The organism is Streptosporangium sp. NPDC053982, from assembly GCF_055585205.1.
Map to the genome: position 1 here is coordinate 15,899 of NZ_JBVJKQ010000010.1, position 22,140 is coordinate 38,038.

Genomic DNA, 22,140 nt, shown 5'->3' on the forward strand with positions numbered 1-22,140 from the left:
CCCGATGGCTCGTCGCGCTCTCACCGCCGCCCTGGCCGGCGCCTTCCTCGGCGCGGCCGCGGCCCGCGCCGCGTACGCGGCCTTCACCCGCAGGCCGCCGGTCGGCGACGCCGGCACCTGGAGCCGCGTCAACCACCGGGGTGAGCCCATCACGCTGCTGGAGGGCCCGGCGTTCGTCGCGGGCGCCGGCGTCGCCGCCGCGGCGGTCCCCGGCCTGCCCGCCCGGGTCCGCGCGGCCGCGCTGCTGGCCGCGGCCGGCGCCGGCGGGCTGGGCGCCTACGACGACCTGTACGGCGTGACGGCCTCCAAGGGGTTCCGGGGCCATCTGGGCGCGCTGGCCAAGGGCGAGGTCACCAGCGGCGCGGTGAAGATAGCCGGAATCGGCCTGACCGGGCTGGCCGCGGCCGCGCTGACCGTGTCCGCGTCGGCCGAGCGCCGGCCCGCCGACGCGGTGATCGACGGCATGCTGATCGCCGGCGCCGCCAACCTGGCCAACCTGTTCGACCTGCGTCCGGGCCGTGCCGTCAAGGTCGGCCTGCTCACCGGTGTGCCGCTGCTCGCCGCGGGCCTGCGCCGCGGCGACCCGACGGCCGCGGCCCTGGCCGCGCTGCCGCTCGGCGCCTCGGCCGCCCTGCTGCCCGAGGACCTCGGCGAGCGGGCGATGCTGGGCGACGCCGGGGCCAACGCGCTGGGCGCGCTGCTCGGCCTGGCGGCCTCCGTCACCCTGGGGCGTCCCGGCCGTCTGGCCGCCCTCGGCACCGTGGCCGCGCTGACCGCCGCCTCGGAGAAGGTCAGCTTCACCAAGGTCATCGCCGGCAACCCGGTGCTCAACCGCATCGACATGCTCGGCCGCCGTCCCCCGGAGCAGGCGCCCGCCGGCTGATGGGGAGGAAGATCGGGCAGGGGGTCGCGGGCGCGGCGCTCCTCATCGGGATCGTCACCATGGCCGCCCGGATCGTCGGGTTCGGCCGGTACTGGGTCCAGTCGCACACCGTCGCCAACTCCTGCCTGAGCACCGCCTACAACACCGCCAACTACGTCCCCAACATCGTCTTCGAGCTGGTGGCGGGTGGCGCGCTGGCCGGGATGGTGGTCCCGGTGCTGGCCTCGGCCGCCTCCCGGTCCGGCGACGACCCCGGGGCCCGGGTGGAGGCCGGGCGGATCACCTCGGCGCTGCTCACCTGGACGATGCTGGTCCTGGTGCCGCTGACCCTGCTCATCGCCGTGCTGGCCGGGCCGATCGTCTCGCTGCTGAGCGGCGACGCCAAGGGGTGCGACCTGTCGCGGGTCGTCGCCGCCGGGACGGACATGCTCGTCGTCTTCGCCCCCCGCATGATCTTCTTCGGGCTCGCCGTGGTCCTGTACGGCGCGCTGCAGGCCCACCGGCGGTTCATGGGTCCCGCCCTGGCGCCGCTGGTCTCCAGCCTGGTCGTGGTCGTCTCCCTCGTGGTGTTCGAGGCGGTGAACGGCGGCGCCGCCGACGACCTGTCGCGCCTGACCCCGGCGGGGAGCCTGACGCTGTCCGTGGGCGCGACCGTCGCGGCCGCGGCGATGGTGCTGACCGTGCTCGGCCCGGCGGCGCGGCTCGGACTGCGGCTGCGGCCCTCGCTGTCGTTCCCGCCCGGGGTGGCGGCCCACGCCCGGCGCCTGGCGGTCGCGAACCTGGCCGTGCTGGTGGCCCAGCAGGTCACGCTGACGGTCGTGGTCCGGCTGGCCAACCACTTCGGCGGGGCGGGCGTGGTGGGCGTCTACACCTACGCCTGGGCGCTGTTCCAGCTGCCCTTCGCGGTGTTCGTGGTGCCGGTGGCCACCAGTTCCTTCCCGCTGCTGTCCACCCGGGCGGCCGACGGCGACCGCGCCGGGTTCGACGACCTCGCGGCCTCCACCACACGGGTGGTGCTGCTGGTGACGGGCCTGTCGGCCGGGGTGATGGCGGCGGTCGCCACACCTGTGGCGCGGCTCTTCGTGGCGGGCACCGAGGGCGGCGACCCCCCGGCGATGGCCCGCGCGGTCGCGTTCTTCGCGCTCGGCCTGGTGGGCTACGGCCTGATGTTCCACCTCGCCCGGGTGCTGTACGCACGCGGCGAGGGCAGGGCGGCGGCGCTCGCCTCGGTCGCCGGGTGGGCGGTCGCACTGGTCGCGCAGGTCGTGCTGGCCCGTGCCGCGTCCGGCCCCCCGCAGGTGGTGGGGCAGCTGGCGCTGGGCGGCACCGCCGGGATGACGGCCGGCGGGGCGCTGCTGGCGCTGGCCGTACGTCGGGGCGCGGGTGCCGGGGCGCTGGCCGGGACGGGGCGGGCGCTACTCGCCGCGGTGCTCGGCGGGGCCGCCGCCTACGGCGCCGGACTGGTCGTCGCGGACGCCCTGACGGGCACGTCCACGTGGACGAGCGTGATCGCCGGAACGGTGGCCGCCCTGGCGGGTGCGACGGCGTTCGCGGTCGTGGCCGCGGTGGTCGACGGGCCGGACGCCCGGGCGCTGCTGGGCAGGTTCGGCGGGATCGTCGGCCTGGGCAGGCTCACCGGGGCCGGGGGCTCCGGCGGGGACGGCGGGGAGGCGGGGATGTCCGCCACGGGAGGGAGACGCTCCGATGACTGAGACGGCGCGGACGGTGTCGCGGGGGAAGGACGTCTCCGGTGGCCGGAACGGTGCGGACGGCGTCGCGGAAGAGGGGCGTTCCGATGGCTGAGCCGGTGCGGGTGGCGTTCGTGCTGGGGACCAGCGCGGGCGGGGTCGGACGGCACGTCGCGATGCTGGCCGGCGGTCTGGTGGAGCGGGGGGCGCGGGTGGTCGTGGCGGGCCCTGCGGCCACCGAGGAGAGCTTCGGGTTCGGCCGCCTCGGTGCGCGGTTCACGCCCGTGCCGATCTCGGACCGGCCCCGCCCCCGGGACGACCTCCGGGCACTGAGCCGGCTGCGGACGCTGCGCGGCGCCGGCGTCGTGCACGCCCACGGGCTGCGCGCCGGGGCGCTGGCCGCGCTCGCGCTGGCCGGGACCGGAACGCCGCTGGTGGTGACGCTGCACAACGCCGCCACCGCGGGCGGCGCGGTCGGTGCGGTCCACGCCGCCCTGGCGCGGATCGTGGCACGCCGGGCCGACCGCGTCCTGGTGGTCTCCGCCGACCTGGGAGAGCGGATGCGCCGGCTCGGTGCGCGGCACGTGACGGCCGCGGTGGTCCCGGCGCCCCCGCTGTCCCCGTCCGGGCTCCCGCCCGCCCGGGTGCGGGCGGAACTCGGCGTGGGCGAGCGCCCGATCCTGCTGACCGTCGCCAGGCTGGCCCAGCAGAAGGGGCTGGAGACGCTGCTCGACGTCGCCGCAGCCTTCGCTGCCGGCGCGGGGGAGGGACGAGGACCGGAGCGCCCGGCCGCGGGGGAGGAGTGGAGACCGGAGCACCCGGTCACCGGAGAGGAACAGGGGCCGGAGCCCTCGGCCGCCGGGGAGGAGCGGGGGCCGGTGTTCCTGGTCGCCGGGGAGGGCCCGTTGCGCGGGCCGCTGCGGGAGCGGATCGAGCGTGAGGGGCTGCCGGTGCGGCTGCTGGGTGATCGCGGCGATGTCGCGGATCTGCTCGCCGTCGCCAGGGTCCTGCTGGTGCCGAGCCGGTGGGAGGGGCAGCCGCTCACCGTCCAGGAGGCGCTGCGGGCCGGGGTGCCCGTCGTGGCCACCGCCGTGGGCGGCCTGCCGGACATGGTGGGGGAGGCCGGGCTGCTGGTGCCGTACGGCGACGCCGGCGCGATGCGCGAGGCGGTGGCCCGGCTGCTGGCCGACGACGGGCTCACCCGGGACCTGGGCCGGGCGGCGGCCCTGCGGGGACGTGCGCTGCCCGGACGCCGGGAGGCGGTGGAGGCCGTGCTGGTGGTTTACCGGGCGCTGTCCGGGGGAAACGGAGGATCGGAACAACCGACCACGCCTGATCGTTGAATTAGGCGGTTCCAAGCCACCCACCTATACTGGCTTGGTTAGGGGGGGAGTATCCCTTCGCGGCAGTCTCGTCATCACGGTGTCGCCCCGCCCCACGGGGCCCCCGGGGCTGTCGGTCCGCGTCCTGTCGCGGGCGGGAGAGACCTCCGGCAGTCAGTCATGCGCGCCGCCGGAGGTTACCAACTGTGATCGTTCCTGTCTGGGCTTGGATCGCCGTCATCGGCGGTCTCCTCGTGGTCCTCGCCCTCGATCTGTGGATCGTCGACCGGGGCGAACCCCGCGAGTTCTCCATGAAGCAGGCGGGGGCGTGGGTCAGCTTCTACGTCGCGCTCGCGGTCGTCTTCGCGGTGGTGTTGTGGATCACCGCCGGGGTGACCCCCGCGGCGCAGTTCATCGCCGGCTATCTCACCGAGTACAGCCTGAGCGTCGACAACCTGTTCGTCTTCTACATCATCATGACCCGATTCGCGGTGCCCAAGGTCCACCAGCACAAGGTGCTGCTGGTCGGCATCCTGATGGCCCTGGTCATGCGGGGCGTCTTCATCGCCGTGGGCGCCGCGGCGCTGTCGAGCTTCAGCTGGCTGTTCTACGTCTTCGGCCTCTTCCTCCTCTACACCGCCGTGCAGCTCATCCGTCAGCACGGCCAGGACGAGGACGAGTTCAAGGAGAACGCGGTCCTGCGCTGGGCCCGCCGGGCGCTGCCGCACACCGACGACTACGTGGGCTCCCGGGTCTTCGTCAAGGTCGACGGCAGGCGCATGGTCACCCCGATGCTTATCGTGATGGTCGCCATCGGCACCACCGACCTGCTGTTCGCGCTCGACTCGATCCCGGCGATCTTCGGCCTCACCACCGACGCCTTCATCGTCTTCACCGCCAACGTGTTCGCCCTGATGGGCCTGCGCCAGCTCTACTTCCTGCTGGGCGGGCTGCTGCAGCGGCTCGTCTACATCAGCTACGGTCTGGCGTTCATCCTTGCTTTCATCGGGGTTAAGCTGATTCTCGAGGCGCTGCACTCCAGCGGCGTCTCCTGGGCGCCGGAGGTGCCGATCTGGCTCTCGCTGGCGGTCATCGGCGTCACCATGACGGCCACCACCGTCGCCAGCCTGGTGAAAATCCGCCGCGACGAGAGCAAAAGCAGGGAAGTGACCACCCCCGCGGGTGCCGAACAGGGCTAGCGGATCGGCGCCCGAGGCGGTTTTCTTGTCTGGTTCCGCCGTATAAGGGTTGTCAGATGGGTAGCATCCTGCCTCAAGCAGGTAGACATACCGGTCTAATGCCCTAATACATCACAAAAGGTTCCCCGTGTCCCAGGATTCAGCAAGCCCTCAGCCCGGCCGGATCAGACTGGCTCGTGGCGTCTCCCCGTGGCTTCTCCCCACCGTGGCCGCCGCGACGGCGACCTCGCTGCTCAGCCGCCGCGACCGGCGCTGGGCGCTGGCGGCCCTCCCGCTGACCGCGCTCACCGGCGGGATGCTCTGGTTCTTCCGCGACCCCGACCGCGTGCCGGGCACGGCGCGAGTCCTGTCCCCTGCGGACGGCGTGGTGCAGAGCATCGACCCGTGGCCCGACGGCCGCACGCGGGTGGCCATCTTCATGAGCCCGCTCAACGTGCACGTCAACCGCGCGCCGCTGACCGGCACGGTCACCTCCGTCGAGCACGTCCCCGGCGGGTTCCTGCCCGCCTTCAACAAGGACAGCGACTCCAACGAGCGCGTCGTGTGGCACCTGGACACCGAGCTCGGTGACATCGAGCTGGTCCAGATCGCCGGCGCCGTCGCCCGCCGCATCGTGCCCTACCTGGTGGCGGGGGCCAAGGTCAGGCGGGGCGAGCGGATCGGACTCATCCGGCTGGGTTCGCGGGTGGATGTCTACCTGCCCGAGGGGATCGCCCCCGCCGTGTCGGTCGGACAGAAGACCGTCGCGGGGGTGACCGGTCTTGACCACGGCTGACGCCGGCTGGCCGCTCGACGAGACGGACGACGAGCCGCGCGGCCCCGTCGGCAAGGCGTTCCGTCTCTCGGCGGCCGACTCCCTGTCGCTCGGCAACGCGCTCTGCGGGTTCCTGGCCGTGTGCGTGCTGGCCTGGTCGGCCATCCGCGCGCTGCAGGAGGGCAAGCCCTTCGAGGCCGACCCCCGCTTCTTCGGCACCGCCGTCGTGCTGCTGCTGATCGGCGCCACCTGCGACCTGTTCGACGGCCTGGTGGCCCGCAAGTTCCGCGCCTCGGCCATGGGCGCGGAGCTGGACAACCTCGCCGACGTGATCAGTTTCGGGTTCGCCCCGGCGTTCATGGTCGTCATCTGGGCGGGTTTCACCCCCAGCACGCCGTTCCCGCTGGTGATGGTGGTCGCGGCGTCGGTGCTGCTGGCCGGTGTCATCCGGCTCGCCCGGTTCGCGTGCGTCAAGACCAAGAGCGGCGACTTCATGGGTCTGCCCATCCCCATGGGCGCGATGACGGTGGTGTCGATCGTCCTTCTGTTCCCGCCGTCGAAGCTGACGGTGGTGCCCATCCTGGGCGTGGCCTACCTCATGGTCAGCCGGATCGAGTACCCCAAGCCCAAGGGCAACCTGGCGGCCGTCGTGCTGGCCTGGATGATGATCAACGTCGCCTGCCTGACCATATGGGCCGCCGGGCTGTCGGGGGGCGACTCGCTGATCAAGGTCGGGGCCGGCATGCAGATCGCCATCGTGGCGGCCATCCCGCTGCGCGTGCTGATGTTCAAGCGGGCCAAGCGCAAGGAGCGCCGCGAGGCCGAGCACGTCGGCTGACGGCCGGGCGCACGGCTCCCGAGGGCTTCCGCCGGGCGGGGCCGTACGCCCGCCCGGCCGATCACGGACGGCGCGCTACCCACGCGGCCGCTCATGGACGTGCGTGCGCCGGCCCCGCGCAGGACCGGCGCCGGCCGTACGGCCGCGCGGATCCGGGCGCGGGCCGTACGGGACGCCGGGCGCGAGGGCTCACCCGCCCTCGTGGTCCCGTCGCGGGCTCACCAGCCGCGGGCCCGCCACTGCGGCAGGGACGGGCGCTCGGCGCCCAGCGTGGTGTCCCTGCCGTGGCCCGGATAGACCCAGGTGTCGTCGGGCAGCCGGTCGAAGATCCGCTCCGACACGTCCCTGAAGAGCTGCTCGAACCGCTTCGGATCCTTGTCGGTGTTGCCGACGCCGCCGGGGAACAGCGAGTCGCCGGTGAACAGGTGCCCGGGATAGTACAGCGCGATCGAGCCGGGGGTGTGACCGCTCAGGTGGATCACCTCCAGGGACACCACGCCGACGGTCACGCCGTCGCCGTGCTCCACCTCCTGGTCCACCGGCACCGGCAGCTCGGGCGCGTCGAGCGGGTGGGCGACCACCGCCGCGCCCGTCACCCCGGCGACCCGCTCCAGCGCCTGCCAGTGGTCGGCATGCCGGTGGGTGGTCACGATCTTGCTGATCGGCCGGTCGCCGATGAGCGCCAGCAGCCGGTCGGCGTCCGCCGCGGCGTCGATGAGCACGCCGTCGCCGGTCTCGTTGCAGCGGACCAGATAGGCGTTGTTGTCGTACGGCCCGACGGCCAGCTTGGAGATCGTCAGGGCGCTCAGCTCGCGGACGTCGGCGGGACCGCCGACCCGCACGTCACCGGTATAGGTCATCGGTTGCCTCCAGGGTGGGAGCCGGTCCTTCGGGACCGGGGAACATCAGGAAACGCCGGGGAACACGGTGCGCTTCCACACCTCGGGATCCGTCTTTCAGGAGGGGGTCGTCGACGGGTACTCCTCGGGCGGGGCGGCGGGCAGGTTCGGGGGCGCGGTCAGGGTCAGCCAGGGCGGCGGCGCGGGCAGCGGCCCGGCGTCCGCCGAGGCGGGCCTGTTGCCCGCGGTCCCCTCCGGCATCACCCTGAGGCCCGTTCCCGGGGCGCGCCCGGTCAACCATCCCAGCAGGCTCCAGGCGTCGCCCTGGACGACCGGCCCCGAGCCCAGCCCCCGCCAGACCTGCCGGTGCTTGTCGCCCTCCTTGACCTCCTCCACCACGATCTCGCTGACCGTGCCGCGACCGTGCGGCCACGACACCATCGCGTCGTACAGCTCCCGGCGGACGAACGCCTCCGGCCAGTCGGCGCACCGGTATCCGGCGCCCAGGTCCACGTGGTGGATCTCGACCTCCCGCAGCCGGCGGACGAGGACGTACCAGGCGGGGTGGGCGGGCCCGCGCATCCCGCCGACCGTCGCCCGCCACCCGTCGGAGGGCATGGCCAGCACCGCCTCCGCCAGCCGCGCGGCGCTGTCCTCCAGGTCGGCCAGCTGCTCCTTGACGGGCCGCGCCGCCCCCGCCAGGATCCCGGCCTCACGCGCCCCGGCGTCGGGGTACTGCGGCGTCTCGACTCCGGTCCTGGCCCAGGACAGCAGGTTGACGTGGCTGTCGGCGTTGCGCGATATGTGGGCGAGCACGTGCCCCCTGCTCCAGCCGGGCAGGCGGGAGGGCTCCGGGACGTCGTCGTCGGACAGCCCGGCGACGGTGGAGAGCAGCCGCCCCATGGAGCCGTCCAGCTCGGCCAACAGCGTGTCTATGACGTTCATGCCCCAACTCCATCACCTGGGCGGGCCGCCGGGCCAGGGTATGGACGACCGTGTCTTCCCGGTCGTCCATCGGGCGGCCGTACGGCCCGCGGGAAGGCCGTAACCTTGAAGCGGACGGGAAACCTCATCCCCCGCACGACGCTCCGCGAAATTGTCGGACCCCGTCGCTAGTCTTCCCGCGACCGCTTCTGAAACCTTCCACATCGACGTCGGGACTGCTGTGGCTGACCGCCTCATCGTGCGTGGCGCACGTGAACACAACCTCAAGGACGTCTCGCTGGACCTGCCGCGAGACTCTCTGATCGTCTTCACCGGACTGTCCGGCTCGGGCAAGTCCAGCCTGGCCTTCGACACCATCTTCGCCGAGGGCCAGCGTCGCTATGTCGAATCGCTGTCGGCCTACGCCCGCCAGTTCCTCGGGCAGATGGACAAGCCCGACGTCGACTTCATCGAGGGCCTGTCGCCCGCGGTGTCGATCGACCAGAAGTCGACGAGCCGCAACCCCCGCTCGACGGTCGGCACGATCACCGAGGTCTACGACTACCTGCGGCTGCTGTGGGCGCGGGTGGGCAAGCCGCACTGCCCGAGCTGCGGGCGTCCCATCGCCAGACAGAGCCCCGAGCAGATCGTCGACCGGGTGATGGAGCTGCCCGAGGGCACCCGCTTCCAGGTGCTGGCCCCGGTCGTCCGCGGCCGCAAGGGCGAGTACGCCGAGCTGTTCAGCCAGCTCCAGACCAAGGGCTTCGCCCGCGCCAGGGTCGACGGCACGGTCGTCCGGCTGGACGAGCCGCCGACGCTGAAGAAGCAGGAGAAGCACGACATCGAGGTGATCGTCGACCGGCTCGCGGTGAAGGAGGGCTCACGCAGCCGCCTCACCGGCTCGGTCGAGACGGCCCTGCAGCTGTCGGGCGGCACCATCACGCTGGAGTTCGTCGACCTCCCCGAGGACGACCCGAACCGCGAGCGCTTCTACTCCGAGCACCTCTACTGCCCCTACGACGATCTGTCGTTCGAGGAGCTGGAGCCCCGCTCGTTCTCCTTCAACTCGCCCTTCGGCGCCTGCCCGGAGTGCACCGGCCTCGGGGTGCGGATGGAGGTCGACCCCGACCTCGTCGTGCCCGACCCGGAGAGGACCCTGGCCGAGGGCGCGATCTCGCCCTGGGCCGGCGGGCACACCAGCGACTACTTCGTCCGCCTGGTGGAGGCGCTCGGCCTGGCGATGGGCTTCAAGCTCGACACCCCCTGGGAGCGCCTCCCGCGCAAGGCGCAGAAGGCCCTGCTGAACGGCTACGACGAGCAGGTCCACGTCCGCTACCGCAACCGCTACGGCCGCGAGCGTTCCTACTACACCACCTTCGAAGGCGCGATCCCCTGGGTGCAGCGCCGCCACGCCGAAGCCGAGAGCGACGGCATGCGGGAGAAGTTCGAAGGCTACATGCGGGAGATCCCCTGCCCCGCGTGCAAGGGCGCCCGGCTCAAGCCCGTCTCGCTGGCCGTCACGGTGAACGACCGCTCGATCGCCGAGGTGTCGGCGATGTCGATCGCCGACTGCGCGGCGTTCCTGGCCCGTCTGGAGCTGTCCGAGCGCGACATGCACATCGCCGAGCGGGTGGTCAAGGAGATCAACGCCCGGATGGGCTTCCTGCTCGACGTGGGCCTGGACTACCTCACCATGGACCGCGCGGCCGGCACTCTGGCCGGCGGCGAGGCCCAGCGCATCCGCCTGGCCACCCAGATCGGCTCCGGCCTGGTCGGCGTCCTGTACGTGCTGGACGAGCCGTCCATCGGGCTGCACCAGCGCGACAACCAGCGGCTGCTGGAGACCCTGATCCGGCTCCGGGACATGGGAAACACCCTCATCGTGGTCGAGCACGACGAGGACACCATCGCCGCGGCCGACTGGGTGGTGGACATCGGCCCCGGCGCCGGCGAGCACGGCGGCCAGGTCGTCGTCTCCGGCACGGTGCCGGAGCTGCTGGCCAGCGAGGAGTCGCTGACCGGCGCCTACCTGTCCGGCCGCAAGGCCATCACGGTCCCGGCGGCGCGCCGCAAGCGCGACAGGAAGCGCCAGCTCACCGTCAAGGGGGCCCGCGAGCACAACCTCAAGGGCGTGGACGTGGAGTTCCCGCTGGGCGTGTTCACCGCCGTCACCGGCGTCTCCGGCTCGGGCAAGTCGACGATGGTCAACGACATCCTCTACAACGCCCTGGCCAAGGAGCTCAACGGCGCGCGCACCGTCCCCGGCCGCCACTCGCGGATCAACGGGATGGACCTCGTCGACAAGGTGGTCCACGTCGACCAGTCGCCCATCGGCCGCACCCCGCGCTCCAACCCGGCGACCTACACCGGCGTCTTCGACAAGGTGCGCGACCTGTTCGCGCAGACCACCGAGGCGAAGGTCCGGGGATACCAGAAGGGCCGGTTCAGCTTCAACGTCAAGGGCGGCCGCTGCGAGGCGTGCTCGGGCGACGGCACGATCAAGATCGAGATGAACTTCCTGCCGGACGTCTACGTGCCGTGCGAGGTCTGCCACGGCGCGCGGTACAACCGGGAGACCCTGGAGGTCCACTACAAGGGCAAGACCATCTCCGAGGTGCTCGACATGCCCATCGAGGAGGCGCTGGAGTTCTTCGACTCCATCCCCTCGATCAAGCGGTACCTCAAGACGCTCAACGACGTCGGCCTGGGCTACGTCCGGCTCGGACAGCCGGCCACGACCCTGTCCGGAGGCGAGGCGCAGCGCGTGAAGCTCGCCTCGGAGCTGCAGCGCCGCTCCACCGGCCGGACGGTCTACGTGCTGGACGAGCCGACCACCGGCCTGCACTTCGAGGACATCCGGCGGCTGCTGGGCGTGCTCGGCAAGCTCGTCGACGGCGGCAACACGGTCATCGTCATCGAGCACAACCTCGACGTCATCAAGACCGCCGACTGGGTGATCGACATGGGACCCGAGGGCGGTTCGCGGGGCGGCACCGTGGTGGCCACCGGCACACCCGAGGAGGTCGCGCTGGTGGAGGACAGCCACACCGGCCGCTTCCTGCGGAAGATCCTCGGCGCCTGAGGCCGGATGCGGGACCGGACCCCGGCATCAATAGCCTTTTGGTGCGGGGGTCCGGTCCCGGCGCGGCCCGCGTGCGCGGGCCGGCGGTCGTGACCGGCGGCCCAGGCCGGCCCCGACGGACCGCCCCCGACGGGCCGCCCCGGTACGGTCCGCGGCCTCCGGTACGGGGAAGACGAGGAAGGGCCTCAGATGAGCAGCAGTGAAGGTTCCGCCATGCCCACGCGCAGGCACGTCATCGGTGCCACGGCGGTGGCGGCCTGCGGGGCGGCGCTCGCCGGATGCGCCTCGGGGGATCCCGGCCCGGCGATCGTGCCGCCCGGCGTCAAGGGCAAGGTGGTCGCGCAGACCTCCGACGTCCCCGTGGGCGGCGGCCTCGTCATCTCCAAGTGGAAGGTCCTGATCACCCAGCCCTCCTCCGGGGTGTTCAAGGCGTTCAGCGCGAGCTGCCCGCACCGGGGCTGCGCGGTCGGCGGCGTCGCGGACGGCGTCATCAGGTGCCCCTGCCACGGCAGCGAGTTCGCCGCCGACTCCGGCAAGCTCCTCCAGGGCCCGGCGGAGGCCCCGCTCGCGGAGTTCCCGCTGAAGGTCGAGGGCGGCGGCATCGTCCTCGTCTGATCCGCGGTGCGCCGGGCGACCGGTCGTGGCGTCCCCCCTCCCGCACCGCCGGGGCCCGGCGGCCCCCGGCCCGTCGCCGCGCCGGTGCGGAGCGCGGCAGAAGTTGAAGCTTCACAGATTTTTGACGCCGGGTACGGCATGCTGATCCGCATCGGGGAGTTCGCACCCGACGACGATCTGGGGAGAGTGACGATGACGGACGCGACACGCCGCGCAATGCTGCTGGGAGCCGGGGGCGCCGGGGTGGCGGCGGTGCTGACCGCCTGCGGCGGGGACGGCGGGCAGACGACCGCCGAGGTCGGGGAGCCGTCGGCGGCCGGGTCGGCCGACGCCGACACGCAGCAGGGCCAGGGGACCCTGGCCAAGACGGCCGACATCCCGGTGGGCGGCGGCACCGTCTTCGAGGACCGCAAGGTCGTGGTCACCCAGCCCGCGGCGGGGGAGTTCAAGGCGTTCAGCTCCGTCTGCACCCACAAGGGATGTCAGGTGCAGAGCGTCTCCGACGGCACGATCAACTGCCCGTGCCACGGCAGCAGGTTCGCCATCGCCGACGGGTCCGTGAAGCAGGGCCCGGCCACGAAGCCCCTTGAGGCCAAGGAGGTGAAGGTCGAGGGCGACTCGATCGTCCTCACCTGAGCCCCCGGGGCCTCCTTCGGGGCTCCCGGGCCCGGCCCGGGAGCCCCGGTCCGGGGAGGGCTCGCGGGAAGGAAACCTGTCGGCGCGGGCCGATAGGCTCTTGGTGTGGCGAGATCTGCAGGCGGTCCGGCGAGCTTCCGGCCGAGTCCGGGGTCGATCCCCGAGTCCCCCGGCGTCTACCGGTTCAGGGACCCCGACGACCGGGTGATCTACGTCGGCAAGGCCAAGAACCTCCGCCAGCGGCTGAACTCCTACTTCGCCGACTTCGCCGGGCTGCACCCGCGCACCCAGACCATGCTCACCACGGCCGCCGGTGTCGACTGGACGGTCGTCGGCACCGAGGTGGAGGCGCTCCAGCTCGAATACTCCTGGATCAAGGAGTACGACCCGCGGTTCAACGTCAAGTACCGCGACGACAAGTCCTACCCCTACCTCGCGGTCACCGTGGGGGAGGAGTTCCCCCGCGTGCAGGTCCTGCGGGGGGCCAAGCGCAAGGGCACCCGCTACTTCGGCCCCTACTCCCATGTCTGGGCGATCCGCGAGACGGTCGACCTGCTGCTGCGGGTGTTCCCGATGCGGAGCTGCTCGGCCGGGGTGTTCCGCCGGGCCGGGCAGGTCGGCCGGCCCTGCCTGCTGGGCTACATCGACAAGTGCTCGGCGCCCTGCGTGGGCCGGATCAGCCCCGAGGACCACCGGGCCCTGGCCGAGGACTTCTGCGACTTCATGGCGGGCAACACCGGCCGGTTCGTCAGGCGGCTGGAGCGCGAGATGGCCAGGGCCGCCGCCGAGCAGGAGTACGAGCGGGCCGCCCGGCTGCGCGACGACATCCAGGCCCTGCGGCGGGCCATGGAGAAGCAGGCCGTCGTGCTGGGCGACAACACCGACTGCGACGTGATCGCGCTGGCCGAGGACCCGCTGGAGGCGGCCGTCCAGGTCTTCTACGTCCGTGGCGGCCGTATCAGGGGCCAGCGCGGCTGGGTGGTGGACAAGGTCGAGGAGACCGGCCCCGGCGAGCTGGTCGAACGGTTCCTGCTGCAGATCTACGGCGACGCGGCCGCCGAGTCGGTCCCCCGCGAGGTGCTGGTGCCGGCCCCGCCGCCGGACGCCGACGCGATCGCCGAGCTGCTCGGCGAGCACCGCGGCGGCCGGGTGGAGATCCGCGTCCCGCAGCGCGGCGACAAGAAGGACCTGATGACGACCGTCGAGCGCAACGCGGCGGAGGCGCTCCGGCAGCACAAGCTCAAGCGGGCGAGCGACCTGACGTCGCGCAGCAGGGCGCTGCAGGAGGTCGCCGACGCACTCGGCCTCGACCAGGCGCCGCTGCGCATCGAGTGCTACGACGTCTCCCACATGCAGGGCACCGACGTGGTGGCCTCCATGGTGGTCTTCGAGGACGGCCTGGCCCGCAAGAGCGAGTACCGCAGGTTCTCCGTCCGCACCACCGGGGGAGACGTCGCCTCGATCCACGAGGTGATCTCGCGGCGGTTCAAGCGTTACCTGGAGGAGCGCTCGGCCACCGGGGAGCTCGACGTCGAGGCGGATGCCGGGCCGGGCCTGGAACCTCAGGCGGGTGCCAGGCCGGGCGTCGGCCCCGAAACAGGCGCCGGGGAGCCCGGTGCCGAGGCGGGCGCCGGGCCGGGCGGTGAACCCCAGGCGGGCGCCGAGCCGGGCATCGACCCCGAGACCGGCAGGCCGCGCAGGTTCGCCTACCCGCCCAACCTCGTCGTCGTGGACGGCGGCCCGGCCCAGGCCGCCGCGGCCCGGCGCGCGCTGGACGAGCTGGGCGTGGACGACGTGGCGGTCTGCGGCCTGGCCAAGCGGCTGGAGGAGGTCTGGCTCCCGGACGAGGAGCTGCCGGTGATCCTCCCCCGCACGAGCGAGGCCCTTTACCTGCTGCAGCGGGTGCGCGACGAGGCCCACCGCTTCGCCATCACCTACCATCGTTCCAAGCGGTCCAGGAGCGTCAGGGAAAGCGCCCTGGACGGGGTACCGGGGCTCGGGCCGGCCCGCAGGCAGGCCCTGATCAAGCACTTCGGATCGGTGAAGCGGCTTCGGGAGGCGACCGCCGCCCAGATCTGCGAGGTTCCCGGGATCGGCCCCGCCACGGCCGAGACGATCGTGTCGGCGTTGAAGGATGAGACATCATGAGCGAGGAACAGGCCCCGAACGACGAGCCGACCGCGGGCGTGGACCGCGGCGCGGGTGAGGCGCAGGGCACGGACGGCGGACGGCCGGATCAGCGCCGGGCGGCCGGCGGCCAGACCGCGTTCGTCATCGTCACCGGCATGTCCGGGGCGGGGCGGAGCACCGCGGCCAAGGCCCTGGAGGACCTGGGCTGGTTCGTCATCGACAACCTGCCGCCCGGGCTGCTGTTCGCCATGGCCGAGGAGGCCGGCCGGGTCAAGCTGGCCGCCGACAAGGTGGCGGCCGTGGTCGACGTGCGCAGCCTGGCCTTCACCACCGACCTCAACGCCGCGATCGGGGAGCTCGACGGGCGGGGCGTCGCCGTACGGGTGGTGTTCCTGGAGGCCAGCGACGAGGAACTGGTGCGCAGGTTCGAGAACGTCCGCCGCCCGCACCCCCTTCAGGGGGACGGCCGGCTGGTCGACGGGATCGCCCGCGAGCGGGGCATCCTGCGGGAGGTGCGGGCCAACGCCGACCTGGTCATCGACACCTCCAACCTCAACGTCCACGAGCTGCGCGGCAAGATCGTCGCCTTCTTCGGCGGCGATGACCGTCCGGGCCTGCGGGTCAACGTCGTCTCCTTCGGCTACAAGTACGGCCTGCCGGTCGACGCCGACCTGGTCGTCGACTGCCGGTTCCTGCCCAACCCGCACTGGGTGCCCGAGCTGCGCCCGATGAACGGCCTGGACCCCGCGGTGCGCGACTACGTCCTCGGCCAGCCGGGCGCCAAGGAACTGCTCGACGCCTACGAGGAGGTGGTCGGCATCATCGCGGCCGGCTACACCCGCGAGGGCAAGAGCTACGCCACGCTCGCGGTGGGCTGCACCGGCGGCAAGCACCGCAGCGTCGCCATGGCCGAGCAGATCGGAGCCCGGCTGCGTGACCGCGGCGGCCTGGACGTCCAGGTGAGCCACCGGGATGCGGGCCGGGAGTGACCGAGGATCTCAAGGTCGTCGCGCTGGGCGGCGGCCACGGGCTGTACGCCTCGCTGTCGGCGCTGCGCCGGGTCACCTCCCGGCTCACGGCCGTGGTCACGGTGGCCGACGACGGCGGATCGAGCGGGCGGCTCCGCCGTGAGCTGGGGGTGCTGCCCCCGGGTGACCTGCGGATGGCGCTGGCCGCCCTGTGCGGCGACGACGAATGGGGCCGCACCTGGAGCGAGGTCGTCCAGCACCGGTTCCGCAGCGAGGGCGAGCTGCACGGGCACGCCCTCGGGAACCTGCTGATCGTGGCGCTGTGGGAGCGGCTCGGTGACACGGTCGCCGGCCTCGACTGGGTCGGGCGGCTGCTCGGCGCGCACGGCCGGGTGCTGCCGATGTCGTCGGTGCCGCTCGACATCGTCGCGGAGGTCGAGCTGGACGGTGTGGTGAGCACCGTGCGCGGGCAGGTGGCCTGCGCCCTCACCCCCGGCAGGGTCCGGGCCGTCTCCCTGGTCCCGGCCGACCCCCCGGCCGGTCCCGAGGCGGTTCAGGCGGTCCTGGACGCCGACTGGGTGGTCTTCGGCCCCGGGTCGTGGTTCACCAGCGTGCTGCCCCACCTGAAGGTGCCCGAGCTGGCCGAGGCGCTGCACACCACCCGGGCGCGCCGCCTGGTCACGCTGAACCTCGCCCCGCAGCCCGGTGAGACCGACGGGTTCTCCCCCCAGAAGCACCTGGAGGTGCTCCGCCAGCACGCGCCTGCCCTGGAGATCGACGTGGTGCTCGCCGACGCGGGGGTGGCCGACGACCGCGAGGAGCTGGAGAAGGCCGCGGCCGGGCTCGGCGGGCGGCTGGTGCTGGCCGACGTCGCGTCCCCCGACGGCTCTCCGCGGCACGATGCGCAACGTCTTGCCTCCGTCCTGGACGAGATTTTCCGTGGGAAGCGTTGATCCTGGTCAGCGGTGCCCGTGAGTGCGAGAAACTTCTGTGTGCCCGGTTGTTCCGGGCTGCACGAGGTCTGATGGGGGAGGACGAACGATATGGCGGCGATGACAGGAGTGGTGAAGGACGAGCTGAGCCGGCTGCCGGTCCTGAAGCCGTGCTGCCGTAAGGCCGAGGTGTCGACGCTCCTTCGCTTCGCGAGCGGCCTGCACCTGGTCGGCGGACGGATCGTGATCGAGGCCGAGCTGGACACCAACGTCACGGCGCGGCGGCTCATCAAGGACATCGCCGAGGTGTTCGGGCATCGGGCCGAGGTGCTCGTCCTCGCCCCGGCGGGACTGCGCAAGGGCGCCCGCTACGTGGTGCGGGTGTACCGCGACGGTGAGGCGCTGGCCCGCCAGACCGGCTTGATCGACAACCACGGCCGCCCGGTCCGCGGCCTGCCCAGGCAGGTGGTGGCGGGGGCGACGTGCGACGCCGAGGCCGCCTGGCGCGGGGCGTTCCTGGCGCACGGCTCCCTCACCGAGCCGGGCCGTTCCATGTCGCTGGAGGTCACCTGCCCCGGGCCCGAGGCGGCGCTCGCGCTGGTCGGCTCCGCCCGCCGGTTGAAGATCCACGCCAAGGCGCGCGAGGTGCGCGGCGTCGACCGGGTGGTGGTCCGTGACGGCGACGCGATCAGCGCTCTGCTGACCCGGCTGGGCGCCCACGACAGCGTGCTGCTGTGGGAGGACCGGCGGATGCGCCGCGAGGTGCGGGCGACGGCCAACCGCCTGGCCAACTTCGACGACGCCAACCTGCGCCGCTCGGCCCGCGCCGCGGTCGCGGCCGGAGCCCGGGTCCAGCGGGCCCTGGAGATCCTCGGTGAGGAGGCCCCGGAGCACCTGGTGGTGGCCGGGCGGCTGCGGGTGGAGCACAAGCAGGCGTCCCTGGAGGAGCTGGGCCAGCTCGCCGACCCGCCGCTGACCAAGGACGCCATCGCCGGGCGCATCCGCCGCCTGCTCGCCATGGCCGACAAGCGCGCCCAGGACATCGGCGTCCCCAACACCGAGGCCAACCTCACCGTCGACATGCTGGCGCCGTGACGACGCGGGGTGCGGTGCGGGAGAGCCGCCGGGAGCGCCGCGGGGGAGCGCGGTGTGCCGGGGGTGCGCCGCGAATGTCGTGAGGGGCATCGCGGCAGGTCAACGGGCGCGCCGAACACACCCCACCCCACCAGTGGTCTAAACCAATTTGGGTCCTATAGGGTTCGTGTTGAGGTTTTCAGCCCGCCACACGCCGCCGGTCCCCGGGGCCGGCGCACCGACGTACGAGGAGATCGGTACCGTGAGCATCCGCGTAGGCGTCAACGGCTTTGGCCGCATCGGCCGCAACTTCTGGCGTGCGGTCGCTGCCAGCGGCAAGGACATCGAGATCGTTGCGGTCAACGACCTGACCGACAACGCCACGCTCGCCCATCTGCTCAAGTACGACAGCATCCTCGGCCGCCTGCCGTACGAGGTGAAGAGCACCGCCGACGAGATCATCGTGGACGGCAAGGCCATCAAGGCCTTCGCCGAGCGCGACCCGGCCAAGCTTCCCTGGGGCGACCTGGGTGTGGACGTCGTCGTCGAGTCCACCGGCCTGTTCACCGACGCCAACAAGGCCCGGGTGCACGCCGAGAACGGCGCCAAGAAGGTCATCATCTCGGCTCCGGCCAAGAACGAGGACGTCACGGTCGTGATGGGCGTCAACGACGACACCTACGACCCGGCCAGCCACACGATCATCTCCAACGCCTCCTGCACGACCAACTGCCTGGCCCCGATGGCCAAGGTCATCAACGACACCTTCGGTATCGAGAAGGGTCTGATGACCACCATCCACGCCTACACGCAGGACCAGAACCTGCAGGACGGCCCGCACAGCGACCTGCGCCGCGCCCGCGCCGCCGCCCTGAACGTCGTGCCGACCTCCACCGGCGCCGCCAAGGCCATCGGCCTGGTGCTGCCCGAGCTGAAGGGCAAGCTCGACGGTTACGCGCTGCGCGTGCCGGTGCCCACCGGCTCGGCCACCGACCTGACCGTCGAGGTCGGCCGCGAGACCACCGTCGAGGAGGTCAACGCCGCGCTCAAGGCCGCCGCCGACGGCCCGCTCAAGGGCTACCTGACCTACACCGAGGACCCGATCGTCTCCAGCGACATCGTCACCGACCCGTCGTCGTGCATCTTCGACGCGGGCCTGACCAAGGTGATCGGCAACCAGGTCAAGGTCGTCGGCTGGTACGACAACGAGTGGGGTTACTCCAACCGTCTCGTCGACCTCGTCGAGAAGGTCGGCCGAGACCTCTGATGAAGGACCTGTCCGCATTCGATGTGAAGGGTCGGCGCGTCCTGGTACGCGCCGACCTCAACGTCCCCCTGGACGGGGACGTCATCACCGACGACGGCCGCATCCGCGCCTCCGTCCCGACGATCCGGGAGCTCGCCGACAAGGGCGCCCGGGTGGTGGTTTGCGCCCACCTCGGCCGGCCCAAGGGCGAGCCGAACCCGAAGTACTCCCTGGCGCCGGTGGCCCGGCGCCTCGGTGAGCTGCTGGGGGCCGACGTCGCCTTCGCCTCCGACGTGGTGGGCGACTCGGCCCGGTCCGTCGTCGAGGGCCTCGGCGACGGCCAGGTGGCGCTGCTGGAGAACCTGCGGTTCGAGCGGGGCGAGGAGTCCAAGGACGACGCCGAGCGCGCCGCGTTCGCCGAGAGGCTCGCGGCCTTCGCCGACCTCTACGTCGGAGACGGCTTCGGCGCGGTGCACCGCAAGCACGCCAGCGTCTACGACGTGCCGAAGCTGCTGCCGCACGCGGCGGGCCGGCTCGTGCTCGCCGAGGTCGAGGTCCTGCGGAAGCTGACCGAGGAGCCGGCCCGGCCGTACGTCGTGATCCTCGGCGGCGCGAAGGTCTCCGACAAGCTCGGCGTGATCGGCAACCTCCTGACCAAGGTCGACCGGCTCCTCATCGGCGGCGGCATGGCCTACACCTTCCTGGCCGCCCAGGGCCGCGAGGTCGGGAAGTCGCTGCTCCAGGAGGACCAGCTCGACACCGTGCGCGGCTTCCTCGACGAGGCGGCCAAGCGCGGCGTGGAGCTCGTCCTGCCGGTCGACGTGCTGGCGGCCGTCGACTTCGCCGAGGACGCCGAGTACGAGGTGGTCGACGCCACCGCGATCCCGGCCGATCGCCAGGGCCTCGACATCGGCCCGCGCACCCGCGAGCTGTTCGCGGGCAAGCTGGCCGACGCCCGGACGGTGTTCTGGAACGGCCCGATGGGCGTCTTCGAGTTCGAGGCGTTCTCCGGGGGAACCCGCGCGGTCGCCGAGGCGTTGGTCGCCTCGGAGGCGTTCACCGTCGTCGGTGGCGGGGACTCGGCCGCGGCCGTGCGCACGCTCGGGCTGCCCGAGGACGGGTTCTCGCACATCTCCACCGGTGGCGGGGCCAGCCTCGAATACCTTGAGGGCAAGACCCTGCCCGGGCTCGTCGCCCTGGACAGCGGGGAGTGAACCGACTCGGTGAGCGGGCGCGCCGTCCCGGCGCGCCCGCTTCCGACGCCAGAAACGTGAGTAGCGCTCCGCGAAGCGGACGAGGAACGGCGGGTGACAGATGAGCACGGCACGCAAGCCCCTCATCGCCGGCAACTGGAAGATGAACCTCAACCACCTGGAGGCCATCGCTCACACCCAGAAGCTGGCGTTCGCGCTGAACGACAAGGACCTCGACCGGGTCGAGGTGGCGGTCCTGCCGCCGTTCACCGACCTGCGCAGCGTGCAGACCCTGGTGGACGGCGACAAGCTGCGCCTGGTGTACGGCGCGCAGGACCTGTCCGAGCACGACGGCGGCGCGTACACCGGGGAGATCTCCGGGGCGATGCTCGCCAAGCTCGGCTGCACCTTCGTGGTGATCGGGCACTCGGAGCGGCGGCAGTACCACCGCGAGGACGACGACGTGGTCAACGCCAAGGTCCACGCGGCCTACCGGCACTCGCTCACGCCGATCCTGTGCGTGGGGGAGAACCTCGAGGTCCGCCGGGCCGGCGGCCAGGTGGCCCACAGCGTCGCCCAGCTCGACGGGGCGCTGCGCAAGGTCACCGCCGAGCAGGCCGCGTCGATCGTGCTGGCATATGAGCCGGTGTGGGCGATCGGCACCGGCGAGGTGGCCACCCCGGAGGACGCCCAGGAGGTCTGCGGGGCGCTGCGCTCCCGACTCGCCGAGCTGTATGACGCCGATGTGGCCGCCGCCGTCCGTATCCTTTACGGAGGGTCGGTCAAGGCCGACAACATCCTCGGCATCATGGCGCAGCCCGACGTGGACGGCGCCCTGGTCGGCGGCGCCAGCCTCGATCAGGTGGAGTTCGTGAAAATCTGCCGTTTTGGTGAAATGTCAGGCTGACCGAGACGTTCGGGGGGTACGACTTGACATGAGGTCGTACCCTCTTAGAGCAAGTTTGAATCGTCACGCCTCAGGCGTCACACAAGGGTCGTGCCCGGACGCGGGCCGCGCGTAAATAGGGAACAGGTCAACGGTGACAATCGGAATCTCCATCGCCCTCATTCTGGCGAGCTTGCTGATGATCCTGCTCGTCCTGCTTCACAAGGGCAAGGGCGGGGGTCTGTCGGATCTGTTCGGTGGCGGTTTCTCGTCATCGTTCGGAGGGTCCTCCGTGGTCGAGCGCAACCTTGACCGGCTCACCATCATCACCGGTGTGGTCTGGTTCGTCTGCATCATCGCGCTGGGCCTTCTTCTCAAGCCCTGACCGGGGCTTTCAGACGCCCTGGCTTTCGCCAAGCGTGACAGTGGTTCAGCCCCCCGCGCCCACCCGGAGCGGCGGGGGGCCATCGAGCGAGGAGTTCATCCGTGGGTAGTGGCAACGCGATCCGTGGCAGCCGTGTCGGAGCCGGCCCGATGGGAGAGGCGGAGCGCGGCGAGGCGGCTCCCCGTGTGAGGGTCCCGTTCTGGTGCGCGAACATGCATGAGACGCGCCCCAGCTTCGCCAGCGACGCCCCCATACCGGAGTTCTGGGACTGCCCGCGGTGCGGCCTCCCGGCCGGTCAGGACGAGAGCAACCCGCCCGCGCCGCCGCGCAACGAGCCGTACAAGACGCACCTCGCGTACGTCAAGGAGCGCCGCAGCGACAAGGACGGCGCCCAGATCCTGGCCGAGGCCCTGGAGCGGCTGCGTTCCTCCTCCCGCCCGATGTACTGATCCGCTGATCCGGCGGATGTGAGGGGCCCCCGTGGAGAGCTTCCGCGGGGGCCCTCCGCGTCTCCCATGACCAGGGGACGCCGGGCGGCGGGTGAGG

General features: G+C 72.2%; 20 protein-coding genes. 18 read left to right on the plus strand and 2 right to left on the minus strand.

Annotated elements, in window-relative coordinates; genetic code table 11:
* Positions 1-4 precede the first annotated feature (4 nt).
* The 6 genes from ACZ6W9_RS19095 (at position 5) to pssA (ending at position 6,684) form a co-directional block, all read left to right on the plus strand.
* Positions 5-883: a hypothetical protein gene (locus tag ACZ6W9_RS19095; protein WP_470118869.1), complete on the plus strand. Its 879-nt coding sequence runs from the start codon at positions 5-7 to the stop codon at positions 881-883.
* On the plus strand, positions 883-2,595 hold the full coding sequence (gene murJ, locus ACZ6W9_RS19100; RefSeq protein WP_470118871.1) for a murein biosynthesis integral membrane protein MurJ: 1,713 nt from the start codon (positions 883-885) through the stop codon (positions 2,593-2,595). Before ACZ6W9_RS19095 ends, murJ begins: the two co-directional genes overlap by 1 nt.
* A gap of 83 nt (positions 2,596-2,678) precedes the next feature.
* Positions 2,679-3,914 carry a glycosyltransferase family 4 protein gene (locus tag ACZ6W9_RS19105; protein ID WP_470118873.1) on the plus strand — a complete coding sequence of 412 codons (1,236 nt, stop codon included), beginning with the start codon at positions 2,679-2,681 and terminating at the stop codon, positions 3,912-3,914.
* Positions 3,915-4,099: 185 nt separating this feature from the next.
* Positions 4,100-5,092, plus strand: a complete 993-nt coding sequence (locus tag ACZ6W9_RS19110) for a TerC family protein (RefSeq protein ID WP_470118875.1) — start codon at positions 4,100-4,102, stop codon at positions 5,090-5,092.
* Between the two features lie 127 nt (positions 5,093-5,219).
* Positions 5,220-5,867 (plus strand): phosphatidylserine decarboxylase, encoded by a 648-nt coding sequence (locus ACZ6W9_RS19115; RefSeq protein WP_470118877.1) that lies wholly within the window; start codon positions 5,220-5,222, stop codon positions 5,865-5,867.
* The gene (gene pssA, locus ACZ6W9_RS19120; RefSeq protein ID WP_470118879.1) at positions 5,854-6,684 is read left to right on the plus strand and encodes a CDP-diacylglycerol--serine O-phosphatidyltransferase; all 831 of its coding nucleotides are present in this window, start codon (positions 5,854-5,856) and stop codon (positions 6,682-6,684) included. Before ACZ6W9_RS19115 ends, pssA begins: the two co-directional genes overlap by 14 nt.
* Positions 6,685-6,902: 218 nt before the next feature.
* Here pssA and ACZ6W9_RS19125 read toward each other — a convergent pair whose 3' ends face one another.
* Together ACZ6W9_RS19125 and ACZ6W9_RS19130 are read right to left on the minus strand one after the other, a co-directional pair.
* Complete coding sequence (locus tag ACZ6W9_RS19125) at positions 6,903-7,544, minus strand: MBL fold metallo-hydrolase (RefSeq protein ID WP_362944204.1); 642 nt, start codon at positions 7,542-7,544, stop codon at positions 6,903-6,905.
* A gap of 96 nt (positions 7,545-7,640) precedes the next feature.
* Complete coding sequence (locus ACZ6W9_RS19130; RefSeq protein WP_362944202.1) at positions 7,641-8,468, minus strand: maleylpyruvate isomerase family mycothiol-dependent enzyme; 828 nt, start codon at positions 8,466-8,468, stop codon at positions 7,641-7,643.
* Between the two features lie 220 nt (positions 8,469-8,688).
* On the opposite strand from ACZ6W9_RS19130, the gene uvrA reads away from it, so the two are divergent.
* The 12 genes from uvrA (at position 8,689) to ACZ6W9_RS19190 (ending at position 22,043) form a co-directional block, all read left to right on the plus strand.
* Entirely contained in the window at positions 8,689-11,529 is a 2,841-nt protein-coding gene (gene uvrA / locus ACZ6W9_RS19135; RefSeq protein WP_389968377.1) for an excinuclease ABC subunit UvrA, read from the plus strand.
* 189 nt (positions 11,530-11,718) lie between these two features.
* Complete coding sequence (locus ACZ6W9_RS19140; protein WP_389968375.1) at positions 11,719-12,144, plus strand: Rieske (2Fe-2S) protein; 426 nt, start codon at positions 11,719-11,721, stop codon at positions 12,142-12,144.
* A 192-nt stretch (positions 12,145-12,336) separates the two neighbouring features.
* A complete protein-coding gene (locus tag ACZ6W9_RS19145) occupies positions 12,337-12,780 on the plus strand; it encodes a Rieske (2Fe-2S) protein (RefSeq protein WP_389968373.1) in 444 nt (147 codons plus the stop codon).
* Positions 12,781-12,885: 105 nt separating this feature from the next.
* On the plus strand, positions 12,886-14,928 hold the full coding sequence (gene uvrC / locus ACZ6W9_RS19150; protein ID WP_389968371.1) for an excinuclease ABC subunit UvrC: 2,043 nt from the start codon (positions 12,886-12,888) through the stop codon (positions 14,926-14,928).
* On the plus strand, positions 14,925-15,899 hold the full coding sequence (gene rapZ, locus ACZ6W9_RS19155) for an RNase adapter RapZ (RefSeq protein WP_362944192.1): 975 nt from the start codon (positions 14,925-14,927) through the stop codon (positions 15,897-15,899). Before uvrC ends, rapZ begins: the two co-directional genes overlap by 4 nt.
* Positions 15,896-16,831, plus strand: a complete 936-nt coding sequence (locus ACZ6W9_RS19160) for a gluconeogenesis factor YvcK family protein (RefSeq protein WP_362944190.1) — start codon at positions 15,896-15,898, stop codon at positions 16,829-16,831. The genes rapZ and ACZ6W9_RS19160 overlap by 4 nt, the downstream gene beginning before the upstream one ends.
* Positions 16,832-16,921: 90 nt before the next feature.
* The gene (whiA, locus tag ACZ6W9_RS19165; protein WP_389968368.1) at positions 16,922-17,905 is read left to right on the plus strand and encodes a DNA-binding protein WhiA; all 984 of its coding nucleotides are present in this window, start codon (positions 16,922-16,924) and stop codon (positions 17,903-17,905) included.
* Between the two features lie 241 nt (positions 17,906-18,146).
* Complete coding sequence (gap, locus tag ACZ6W9_RS19170; RefSeq protein ID WP_362944188.1) at positions 18,147-19,151, plus strand: type I glyceraldehyde-3-phosphate dehydrogenase; 1,005 nt, start codon at positions 18,147-18,149, stop codon at positions 19,149-19,151.
* Entirely contained in the window at positions 19,151-20,344 is a 1,194-nt protein-coding gene (locus ACZ6W9_RS19175; protein ID WP_389968366.1) for a phosphoglycerate kinase, read from the plus strand. The genes gap and ACZ6W9_RS19175 overlap by 1 nt, the downstream gene beginning before the upstream one ends.
* Positions 20,345-20,444: 100 nt before the next feature.
* On the plus strand, positions 20,445-21,230 hold the full coding sequence (gene tpiA, locus ACZ6W9_RS19180; RefSeq protein WP_389968364.1) for a triose-phosphate isomerase: 786 nt from the start codon (positions 20,445-20,447) through the stop codon (positions 21,228-21,230).
* 133 nt (positions 21,231-21,363) lie between these two features.
* Positions 21,364-21,594, plus strand: coding sequence for a preprotein translocase subunit SecG (gene secG, locus ACZ6W9_RS19185; RefSeq protein ID WP_179827931.1), 231 nt, complete (start codon positions 21,364-21,366; stop codon positions 21,592-21,594).
* Positions 21,595-21,695: 101 nt separating this feature from the next.
* Positions 21,696-22,043 (plus strand): RNA polymerase-binding protein RbpA, encoded by a 348-nt coding sequence (locus tag ACZ6W9_RS19190; protein WP_179827933.1) that lies wholly within the window; start codon positions 21,696-21,698, stop codon positions 22,041-22,043.
* Positions 22,044-22,140: the final 97 nt, after the last annotated feature.

Excerpts from the sequence above, each read along its gene's own strand:
- ACZ6W9_RS19095 (WP_470118869.1), top strand. The coding sequence starts at position 5 with ATGGCTCGTCGCGCTCTCACCGCCGCCCTGGCCGGCGCCTTCCTCGGC.
- murJ (WP_470118871.1), top strand. The coding sequence starts at position 883 with ATGGGGAGGAAGATCGGGCAGGGGGTCGCGGGCGCGGCGCTCCTCATC.
- ACZ6W9_RS19105 (WP_470118873.1), top strand. The coding sequence starts at position 2,679 with ATGGCTGAGCCGGTGCGGGTGGCGTTCGTGCTGGGGACCAGCGCGGGC.
- ACZ6W9_RS19125 (WP_362944204.1), bottom strand. The coding sequence starts at position 7,544 with ATGACCTATACCGGTGACGTGCGGGTCGGCGGTCCCGCCGACGTCCGC.
- ACZ6W9_RS19130 (WP_362944202.1), bottom strand. The coding sequence starts at position 8,468 with ATGAACGTCATAGACACGCTGTTGGCCGAGCTGGACGGCTCCATGGGG.
- ACZ6W9_RS19140 (WP_389968375.1), top strand. The coding sequence starts at position 11,719 with ATGAGCAGCAGTGAAGGTTCCGCCATGCCCACGCGCAGGCACGTCATC.
- ACZ6W9_RS19145 (WP_389968373.1), top strand. The coding sequence starts at position 12,337 with ATGACGGACGCGACACGCCGCGCAATGCTGCTGGGAGCCGGGGGCGCC.
- rapZ (WP_362944192.1), top strand. The coding sequence starts at position 14,925 with ATGAGCGAGGAACAGGCCCCGAACGACGAGCCGACCGCGGGCGTGGAC.
- whiA (WP_389968368.1), top strand. The coding sequence starts at position 16,922 with ATGGCGGCGATGACAGGAGTGGTGAAGGACGAGCTGAGCCGGCTGCCG.
- ACZ6W9_RS19175 (WP_389968366.1), top strand. The coding sequence starts at position 19,151 with ATGAAGGACCTGTCCGCATTCGATGTGAAGGGTCGGCGCGTCCTGGTA.
- tpiA (WP_389968364.1), top strand. The coding sequence starts at position 20,445 with ATGAGCACGGCACGCAAGCCCCTCATCGCCGGCAACTGGAAGATGAAC.